The following is an 8,680-nucleotide window of genomic DNA, read 5'->3' as shown; positions in this document are numbered from 1 at the left end:
CCTACAGGCAGCCCGCTCTCTCCGGCCTCCCCCCGCCGGCCCCTCCCAGGCCGGCCCTTGAGCCTGCGACGGGCGCATCACGCCCGCCGGGCGGCCCTGCGACGGGCGCGCCACGGCTGCCCACCGGCCGAGAGCCCCGGCGGAGGCACGGCCCATCGCCGTGACCGCGCGGAGGCCCCAGGTGCCCTGGGCAGGGCCGAGCCCACGCACGCGCAGCGCAGGCCGCCCCCGGCGGCCGAACCCGTGGCCGCTGCGCCGTACCGCAGCCGGGGCCGGAGACCCGGGACGTCCCCGTGCGGGGACCGGGGGACGTTCCCGTGCGAGTACCCTCCGCCGTACCGGGCGCCGGAGGCCGGCCGCCCGGCCGCCCGGACCATGCGGGCACCCGGAGGCGGGGCCGCCCCGGCACCCGATCCGCCGCGCCCCCGCCGGGCTCCCTGCGTCCCTTCGGCGCCGAAGGGGCTGCCACCGGGGCCCGGCGGATCACGCCGCGCCGGGACGGTCCGGGCCGCGCCCCCACCGGCTGCCCGACGCGGCGGAAGCCGTGGCTCGTGCGCCGTACCGAGGCCGACGGCCCGGTCGGCCCCCAGCCCGCGTCCGGCGCGAGGACGCCCTCACTCGCACCGGCCTCCGCATCGGCACGCAAGGCTCCGCGCCCGTCGTACCGGGCCGGAGGCCGGGCGCCGGCGCCGGGCTCCGGAGGGCGGACCGGGGGCCGTCACACGCTCCGGAGACCGCCGAAGCGGCGGCCGGCGCGGGCCCCGGCACCCCCGGGAGTCGGGCCACGATTTCCTGCACGACATGTCTCCGTTACCGGTGATTCAGACAATCTTGCGACGCTCGGTGAATGCATCCCGCTGTGCCTGATCCCCCGGACGCCCGCGCGGACGGGCCCCCGGACCGGAGCATCCGTCTCGCCCCGGCACAGTCCGACGCGCCCATATTCCTGAGCACGCGGAACAATGACTACATGAGCCAGTCGAATGCCCAGGCAGCCCAGCAGGCAGCGTCGGGTCAGCACCCGCAGCCGTCCGTCGCCTCCATCGCCGCGCACCGCCCGCACACCGTGGCGGCCGTGGTCTCCGACCTGGAACCCGACCTCGACGCCGATCTCGACGCGTACGAGGAGGACGGCACCGCCGCCGAGCTTCCCCAGGGCCGCTTCCTCGACCGGGAGCGCAGTTGGCTCGCGTTCAACGAACGGGTGCTGGAGCTCGCCGAGGACCCGACGACCCCGCTGCTGGAGCGGGCGAACTTCCTGGCGATCTTCGCCTCGAACCTGGACGAGTTCTTCATGGTCCGGGTCGCGGGCCTGAAGCGCCGCATCGCCACCGGCGTGGCCACCCGCTCCGCCTCCGGCCTCCAGCCCCGCGAGGTGCTGGACCTGATCTGGACCCGCTCCCGGGAACTCATGGCCCGCCACGCGGCCTGCTTCCAGCAGGACGTGGCCCCTGCGCTCGCCGAGGAGAACATCCACCTCATCCGGTGGCCCGACCTCACCGAGAAGGAGCAGGCACGCCTCTTCACCCTGTTCCGCCAGCAGATCTTCCCGGTGCTGACACCGCTGGCCGTGGACCCCGCGCACCCCTTCCCGTACATCTCGGGCCTGTCGCTGAACCTGGCCGTCGTCGTGCGCAACCCGGTCAGCGGCTACAAGCACTTCGCCCGGGTGAAGGTGCCGCCGCTGCTCTCGCGCTTCCTGGAGGCCTCGCCGCAGCGCTTCGTGCCGCTGGAGGACGTCATCGCGGCGCACCTCGAGGAGCTGTTCCCCGGCATGGAGGTCCTCGCCCACCACATGTTCCGGGTGACCAGGAACGAGGACCTGGAGGTCGAGGAGGACGACGCCGAGAACCTCCTCAAGGCGCTGGAGAAGGAGCTCACCCGCCGCCGCTTCGGGCCCCCGGTCCGCCTGGAGGTCGAGGAGACCATCGACCCGTACGTCCTGGACCTCCTCGTCCGCGAGCTGAAGGTCTCCGACGCCGAGGTGTACCCGCTGCCGGGCCCGCTGGACCTGACCGGCCTGTTCGGCATAGCGGCACAGGACCGGCCCGAGCTGAAGTACCCGAAGTTCGTGGCCGGCACCCACCGGGACCTCGCCGAGGTGGAGTCGGCGTCCGCGCCCGACATCTTCGCCGCGCTCCGCGAGCGCGACGTGCTGCTCCACCACCCGTACGACTCCTTCTCCACCTCGGTGCAGGCGTTCCTGGAACAGGCCGCGGCCGACCCGGACGTCCTCGCCATCAAGCAGACGCTGTACCGCACCTCGGGCGACTCCCCCATAGTCGACGCGCTCATCGACGCCGCCGAGTCCGGCAAGCAGGTCCTCGTCCTGGTCGAGATCAAGGCCCGTTTCGACGAGCAGGCCAACATCAAGTGGGCGCGCAAGCTGGAGGAGGCCGGCTGCCACGTCGTGTACGGCCTGGTCGGCCTGAAGACCCACTGCAAGCTGTCCCTGGTGGTCCGCCAGGAGGGCGACACGCTGCGCCGCTACAGCCACGTCGGCACCGGCAACTACCACCCCAAGACGGCCAGGCTCTACGAGGACCTGGGGCTGCTGACCGCCGACCCGGTCGTCGGCGGAGACCTGTCCGACCTGTTCAACCGGCTGTCGGGGTACTCGCGCCGCGAGACGTACCACCGGCTGCTCGTCGCCCCGCGCTCCCTGCGGGACGGGCTGATCGCCCGGGTCGACAAGGAGATCCAGCACCACAGGAGCGGCCGTCCCGCCTACGTCCGCATCAAGGTCAACTCGATCGTGGACGAGGCACTGATCGACTCGCTCTACCGCGCCTCGCAGGCCGGAGTGCCGGTGGACATCTGGGTGCGGGGCATCTGCGCCATCCGCCCCGGGGTCCCCGGGCTGTCGGAGAACGTCCGGGTCCGCTCCGTGCTCGGCCGCTTCCTCGAACACTCCCGGGTCTTCGCCTTCTGCAACGGCGGCGAGCCCGAAGTGTGGCTGGGCAGCGCGGACATGATGCACCGTAACCTCGACCGCCGTATCGAGGCGCTGGTCCGGGTCAGCGACCCGGCCCACCGCGCGGCCCTCGACCGGCTGCTCCAGACGGGCATGGCCGACGAAACCTCGTCCTGGCACCTCGGCCCCGACGGGGAATGGACCCGGCACTCCACCGACGCGGACGGCCAGCCACTGCGGCACGTACAGGAGATGCTCATAGACGCCCGGAGGCGCCGGCGTGGCCCAGCAACACCGTGAAGAGACCGCCGGTGCGGTGCTCACCGCCCATCTGCAGGAGCAGGCGACCGCCTTCCTGCGGAGCCTGCGCCTGCACCGCGAGAGCGGCTCGGACGCGGAGGAGGCCGCCGAGGCGGCCCGCGCGCTGCGCCGCTCCGCGCGGCGCATCGGAGGCGCCCTGCACACCTTCCGTCCGCTGACGGACGGCGCCTGGGCCGACCACCTGCGCACCGAACTGGCCTGGCTCACCGCCACGCTGGGCCGCGAGCACACCTACGCGACGCGCCTGGAACGCCTCCTGACGGCGCTGAACCGGCTGTCCGGCACCGTGCCTGTCGCGGCGCCGCCCGTCCCCGCCACGGAGTTCGCGTCAGGCGCCTCCGGCCGGTCAGCGGACGGGCTCCTGCGGGCGGCGGGGGGCGGGCCGCACACCGGCGGCGGCCGGCCGAACGCCTCCGGGGGAGCCCCGGCGGCGGTCACGGCCGGGCTCGGTGGCGGCGCCGGCGACGCGGGCGGCATGCCTGCCGGTCCGGGCACGGCCCGGGCAGGGGCGCGGCGGGGCACGCGGCGGGCGCCGCCGCCGGTACCGGGCGCGCCACGGCCAGGGACGAGGCTGTCCCCACGGGGGCGCTCACCGTGGGCGCGGCGCGGGCCGGTGCGCTGCTGGAGCGCCAGCTGACCCTGGCGCGGACCCGTTCGCACTCGGCGGCCCTGCAGGCGCTCGGCTCCTCGCGGTTCCACGCCGTGGCGGACGCCGTGGCCCTGCTGGCGAGCGAGGTGCCGCTCGGCCCGGCCGCCGGCGAGGCGCCGGAGCAGGTGCTGCCGCCGCTCGCCGCGGAGGTGGAGCGACAGCTCGAGGAGGCGGTGGCCGCGCTGCCCCTCGTACGCGCCGGGCATCCGTACAACGCGGACGCCCTGGTGCACGGCCTCGCCGCGACCCCGGCGGCCGACTCCCCGCCGGCCAGCGAGCAGCAGGACGCGCCCTGGCACGTGGTGCGGCGGCAGCTGCGGCTGCACCGCTACGCGCGGGAGGTGCTGGCCGGGACGGAGGGCGAACCCGCCCCCGACGTACGGCTGATCGCGGCGGGGCAGGCACTGGAACGGCACCGCGACGCCGCGGAGGCGGCGGCGGCCGCGGCCTCCGCGGCGCGTACGCCCAGGATCGCCCCGGCGACCGCGTACGCCCTCGGTGTGCTCCACGCCGACCAGCGGCACGAGGTCGAGGCGGCCCGCTTCGCCTTCTACCGGATCTGGGAACGGACGGCGGTGAACGTGCCATGACGACGGACGACGCGGCCGGACGGCCGGACACGGCCGGCGGCGCCGGGGACACGGTGCGGGCGGCGGGCTGCGTCCTGTGGCGCAGGTCCCCGTACGACGAGAACATCGAGCTGTGCCTGGTCCACCGGCCGAAGTACGACGACTGGTCCTTCCCGAAGGGAAAGCTGAAGCGGGGTGAGGACCCGCTGGCCGGCGCCGTGCGCGAGGTGCGGGAGGAGACGGGCATGGAGTGCGTGCCCGGCGTCCCCCTGCCGACCTGCCGCTATGTCGCGAACGACCGCCCCAAGGAGGTCCGTTACTGGGCCGCCGAGGCGGTCTCCGGTTCCTTCGGGGCGAACGACGAGGTCGACCGGGTGCTGTGGCTTGCTCCCGTGGCCGCCAGGCACCGGCTCACCCACCCGCGCGACCGGGCGCTGGTCGACGCCCTGCTCGCCGCGACGGCGCGGGCGGGCCGCCGTACGACGCCGTAGCGAGGCCGTCCGCTCAGCCCGCGTTCCCGGGCAGCAGCCCCCGGGCGTGCTCCTCCCCGTCCGAGCGGGCCTTCGAGCGTGCCCTGCGCGCCGGCCCCCGCCAGCCGCAGCTGCATCGCGCCACGCAGAAGCGGCCGGTCTCGACAGTGGTCGTCTCGTGGGACCCGTCCTGACGCACACCCGGAACGTTACCCGCGGCAGCTGTGCGTTACCGCGCCCGGAGCCCCCTCGTTATCGGGGGGAAAGAGCTCTCGGAGGTCTCGAAGCGTACGTGTACGCGTTGGGGGCAGGCAGGCGATGACGGGGCAGCAGCACGGGCGGCGCACGGCGATCGCGGCGCTGGCGACGATCTCGGCGATGACCGCGATGACGACAACGGCCTGTTCCGGCAGCGGGGCAGCCGCCCAGGCCGAGAGCCGCGGCGACCCGGCGCCCATCGCCACCATCCGTAACGCCCCGGACGTGCTCGTGCGCACGGGCAGCTCCAAGACGCGTACGTCCATGGAGATGGCCACCGGCGGCACCCGGGTCACCATCACCGGCGACGGCGGCTACGACTACGCCAGGCGGCTCGGCAAGCTCCGCGTGATCCTTCCGCCCGACCCCTCGGGAACGCCGGAGCACCACCCGATCACCGAACTCCTCGCTCCCGGTGCCCTCTACATGAAGAACCGCGGCGCGGGCGTCCCCGACGACAAGTGGGTACGGGTCGACACCACCACCCTCCCCGACGGCAATCTGGTCACCGGTGGCGCCACCGACCCGGTCAGCGCCGCCGAACTGCTGCGCGGCGCCCGGCGGGTCACCTACCTCGGCGAGACCGAACTGCCGGAGCTGCCCGGCACCAGGCTGCGCCACTACCGCGGCACCGCCGACATGGGCCGCGCGGCGAAGGCCGCCCCCGTCCACGCCAGGGGCGCGCTCGCGGCGGCGGCGAAGGGGTTCGCGAAGAGCACCGTGCCCTTCGAGGCGTACCTCGACGAGCAGGGCAGGATCCGCAAGGTGCGGCACCGCTTCAGTTTCGCCAACGGGCAGGACGACCGGATGGTCGCGGTGGCGTCCACGACGCTGTACTACGACTTCGGAGTCCCGGTCCGGGTCAGGCTTCCCGCCTCCGAGGACATCTTCGCCGGGCGGATCGCGATGTCCTGACCGGCTCGCGCCACCCCGCGCCGCCCCGGCACGCCCGCGCCACCCCCGCACACCCGGGCCGTGCGTACGGCCGTTCCGAGCCACGCGCCCGTCCCGTCCGACCGCACAATCGGACGGTCGAAATGGCCCGTCCGTGCCATGCGCGTTGCGTGTCCCGCTCCCTACGCTAGGAAACCGGCCGGACGGCAGGCAGCAGGATTGAGGTGAGGCACGTGGCCCTGATGCGCGGTGGTACGGCGGTGGTCCAGGATCACGTCGCCCTCGCGGAGATCGAGCTGTGCGGGGAGTTGATCATCGCGGCCTCGGCCGCGGAGGAGGAACGCCTCAGCCCCGACCGGATCGACGAGGTGCTGAAGGTCACGGCAGAGCGCCGCGAGACGTCCTGAGGGGGCGCGGGACCGTGACGGCCCGCGGCTCGCTCAGGTGCGCAGCAGGCGGGCGATCGCCTTGGTGGCCTCCTCGACCTTCGCGTCGATCTCCTCGCCGCCCTTGACCGCGGCGTCCGCGACGCAGTGCCGCAGATGCTCCTCCAGCAGCTGCAGCGCGAAGGACTGCAGCGCCTTCGTGCTGGCGGAGACCTGCGTGAGTATGTCGATGCAGTAGACGTCCTCGTCGACCAGCCGCTGCAGGCCCCGGATCTGGCCCTCGATCCTGCGCAGCCGCTTGAGGTGTTCCTCTTTCTGATCGTGGTACCCGTGCACACCCCGATCGTGATCGGTGACCGCGCCGGCCTCGGTGGTCGTCATCCCGTCCTCCCGTTGTCCCTCAAGGGGTTTGATACCCCTCGTAGGTATACGTGGTCGATTTTACGGGATCGCCCCGTGAGACCCCGTGTTGATCGGCTTGCTTCATGGGCGACACTGGGGACGGCCGCTTACCCGTGGCCGGATGTTGCACCTAGCATCAGCCTGACCGCATTCAAAGCAATCCGAGGATCCCACGTGCGATTTCGTCTGACCCCGAGGGAGACGAGTTTCTACGACATGTTCGCCGCATCCGCGGACAACATCGTCACCGGCTCGAAGCTCCTCATGGAACTGCTCGGGGCGGACTCCTCCGCCCGGGCCGAGATCGCGGAACGGATGCGGGCGGCGGAGCACGCGGGAGACGACGCGACCCACGCGATCTTCCACCAGCTGAACTCCTCCTTCATCACGCCCTTCGACCGGGAGGACATCTACTCCCTCGCCTCCTCGCTCGACGACATCATGGACTTCATGGAGGAGGCCGTCGACCTGGTCGTCCTCTACCAGGTCGAGGAACTGCCCAAGGGTGTCGAGCAGCAGATCGAGGTGCTGGCGCGGGCCGCCGAGCTCACGGCGGAGGCGATGCCGAACCTCCGTACGATGTCGAACCTCACGGAGTACTGGATCGAGGTCAACCGGCTGGAGAACCAGGCCGACCAGATCCACCGCAAGCTCCTCGCGCACCTCTTCAACGGCAAGTACGACGCCATGGACGTACTGAAGCTGAAGCAGATCGTCGATGTGCTGGAAGAGGCCGCCGACGCCTTCGAACACGTGGCGAACACGGTCGAGACCATCGCGGTCAAGGAGTCCTGACCACCGGTGGACACCTTCGCGCTCCTCGTGACGATCGGCGTCGCGCTCGGTTTCACGTACACCAACGGCTTCCACGACTCGGCGAACGCCATCGCCACCTCGGTCTCCACGCGGGCGCTGACCCCGCGGGCGGCGCTGGCCATGGCGGCGGTGATGAACCTCATCGGTGCCTTCATGGGGAGCGGGGTCGCCAAGACCGTCAGCGAGGGCCTGATCGAGACACCGCACGGCGACAAGGGAATGGGAATCCTCTTCGCCGCGCTGGTCGGGGCGATCGTCTGGAACCTCGTCACCTGGTACTTCGGCCTGCCGTCCTCGTCGTCCCACGCCCTCTTCGGCGGCATGGTCGGCGCGGCGCTGGCGGGCGGGATCGGCGTCATCTGGTCCGGGGTGTTCGAGAAGGTCGTCATCCCGATGTTCGTCTCACCCTTCGTCGGCCTGATCCTCGGCTATCTGGTGATGGTCGTGATCATGTGGCTGTTCCGCAGGTCGAACCCGCACAAGTCCAAGCGGCACTTCCGCATAGCCCAGACCGTCTCCGCCGCGGGCATGGCCCTCGGCCACGGTCTCCAGGATGCCCAGAAGACCATGGGTGTCGTGGTGATGGCCCTGGTCATCGCCGACGTCCAGCAGGCGGGCGACGAGATCCCGGTCTGGGTCAAGGTCGCCTGCGCGGCGATGCTCTCCCTCGGTACATACGCGGGCGGCTGGCGCATCATGCGCACCCTGGGCCGCCGCATCATCGAGCTCGACCCGCCGCAGGGCTTCGCCTCCGAGACCACGGCCGCGTCCGTGATGTACACGGCGTCCTTCATGTTCCAGGCCCCCATCTCCACGACGCACGTCATCACCTCGGCGATCATGGGCGTCGGCGCGACGAAGCGGGTCAACGCGGTCCGCTGGGGCGTCGCGAAGAACATCATCCTCGGCTGGTTCATCACCATGCCGGCAGCCGCGGCGTTCGCGGCGGCAGGTGGACGCCGCGCAGGTCCACGTCGGAGTCGCGGGACGGGAAGCCGTAC

Annotated in this window: 7 protein-coding genes and 2 pseudogenes; 7 read left to right on the top strand and 2 right to left on the bottom strand. The window is 72.4% G+C overall.

Features of this window, described 5'->3' with window-relative positions; translation table 11 throughout:
* The first annotated feature begins 970 nt into the window (after nucleotides 1-970).
* The 3 genes and pseudogenes from GUY61_RS30380 to GUY61_RS30365 all read left to right on the top strand — a co-directional run bounded on the left by GUY61_RS30380 (nucleotide 971) and on the right by GUY61_RS30365 (nucleotide 4,944).
* Nucleotides 971-3,214, top strand: a complete 2,244-nt coding sequence (locus GUY61_RS30380) for an RNA degradosome polyphosphate kinase (RefSeq protein WP_166633461.1) — start codon at nucleotides 971-973, stop codon at nucleotides 3,212-3,214.
* 19 nt (nucleotides 3,215-3,233) lie between these two features.
* Nucleotides 3,234-4,474 (top strand): annotated as a pseudogene (locus GUY61_RS40685) (CHAD domain-containing protein); the annotation flags it as partial.
* Nucleotides 4,471-4,944: an NUDIX hydrolase gene (locus GUY61_RS30365; protein ID WP_166633458.1), complete on the top strand. Its 474-nt coding sequence runs from the start codon at nucleotides 4,471-4,473 to the stop codon at nucleotides 4,942-4,944. The pseudogene GUY61_RS40685 and the gene GUY61_RS30365, both read left to right, overlap by 4 nt.
* 13 nt (nucleotides 4,945-4,957) lie before the next feature.
* On the opposite strand, the gene GUY61_RS30360 is transcribed toward GUY61_RS30365, so the two are convergent.
* Nucleotides 4,958-5,122, bottom strand: coding sequence for a hypothetical protein (locus GUY61_RS30360; RefSeq protein ID WP_166633457.1), 165 nt, complete (start codon nucleotides 5,120-5,122; stop codon nucleotides 4,958-4,960).
* Between the two features lie 119 nt (nucleotides 5,123-5,241).
* Here GUY61_RS30360 and GUY61_RS30355 point away from each other — a divergent pair, with 119 nt between their 5' ends.
* Together GUY61_RS30355 and GUY61_RS30350 are read left to right on the top strand one after the other, a co-directional pair.
* On the top strand, nucleotides 5,242-6,096 hold the full coding sequence (locus GUY61_RS30355) for a hypothetical protein (RefSeq protein ID WP_166633456.1): 855 nt from the start codon (nucleotides 5,242-5,244) through the stop codon (nucleotides 6,094-6,096).
* A 212-nt stretch (nucleotides 6,097-6,308) separates the two neighbouring features.
* The gene (locus tag GUY61_RS30350) at nucleotides 6,309-6,482 is read left to right on the top strand and encodes a hypothetical protein (protein ID WP_166633452.1); all 174 of its coding nucleotides are present in this window, start codon (nucleotides 6,309-6,311) and stop codon (nucleotides 6,480-6,482) included.
* A 33-nt stretch (nucleotides 6,483-6,515) separates the two neighbouring features.
* Here the strand turns inward: GUY61_RS30350 and GUY61_RS30345 are convergent, their stop codons facing one another.
* Entirely contained in the window at nucleotides 6,516-6,842 is a 327-nt protein-coding gene (locus tag GUY61_RS30345) for a metal-sensitive transcriptional regulator (RefSeq protein WP_166633455.1), read from the bottom strand.
* 195 nt (nucleotides 6,843-7,037) lie between these two features.
* On the opposite strand from GUY61_RS30345, the gene GUY61_RS30340 reads away from it, so the two are divergent.
* Together GUY61_RS30340 and GUY61_RS30335 are read left to right on the top strand one after the other, a co-directional pair.
* A complete protein-coding gene (locus GUY61_RS30340) occupies nucleotides 7,038-7,658 on the top strand; it encodes a DUF47 family protein (protein WP_166633454.1) in 621 nt (206 codons plus the stop codon).
* 6 nt (nucleotides 7,659-7,664) lie between these two features.
* A pseudogene (locus GUY61_RS30335) lies at nucleotides 7,665-8,627 on the top strand (anion permease); the annotation flags it as partial.
* Nucleotides 8,628-8,680 lie beyond the last annotated feature (53 nt).

Origin of the sequence: Streptomyces sp. GC420 (assembly GCF_009916105.1) — a bacterium.
Lineage (GTDB): Bacteria > Actinomycetota > Actinomycetes > Streptomycetales > Streptomycetaceae > Streptomyces.
This window is presented reverse-complemented; position numbering and strand designations above follow the sequence as displayed.

Bases quoted from the DNA above. Each gene is read 5' to 3' on its own strand.
- GUY61_RS30365 (WP_166633458.1), top strand. From the start codon at position 4,471: ATGACGACGGACGACGCGGCCGGACGGCCGGACACGGCCGGCGGCGCC.
- GUY61_RS30380 (WP_166633461.1), top strand. From the start codon at position 971: ATGAGCCAGTCGAATGCCCAGGCAGCCCAGCAGGCAGCGTCGGGTCAG.
- GUY61_RS30345 (WP_166633455.1), bottom strand. From the start codon at position 6,842: ATGACGACCACCGAGGCCGGCGCGGTCACCGATCACGATCGGGGTGTG.
- GUY61_RS30355 (WP_166633456.1), top strand. From the start codon at position 5,242: ATGACGGGGCAGCAGCACGGGCGGCGCACGGCGATCGCGGCGCTGGCG.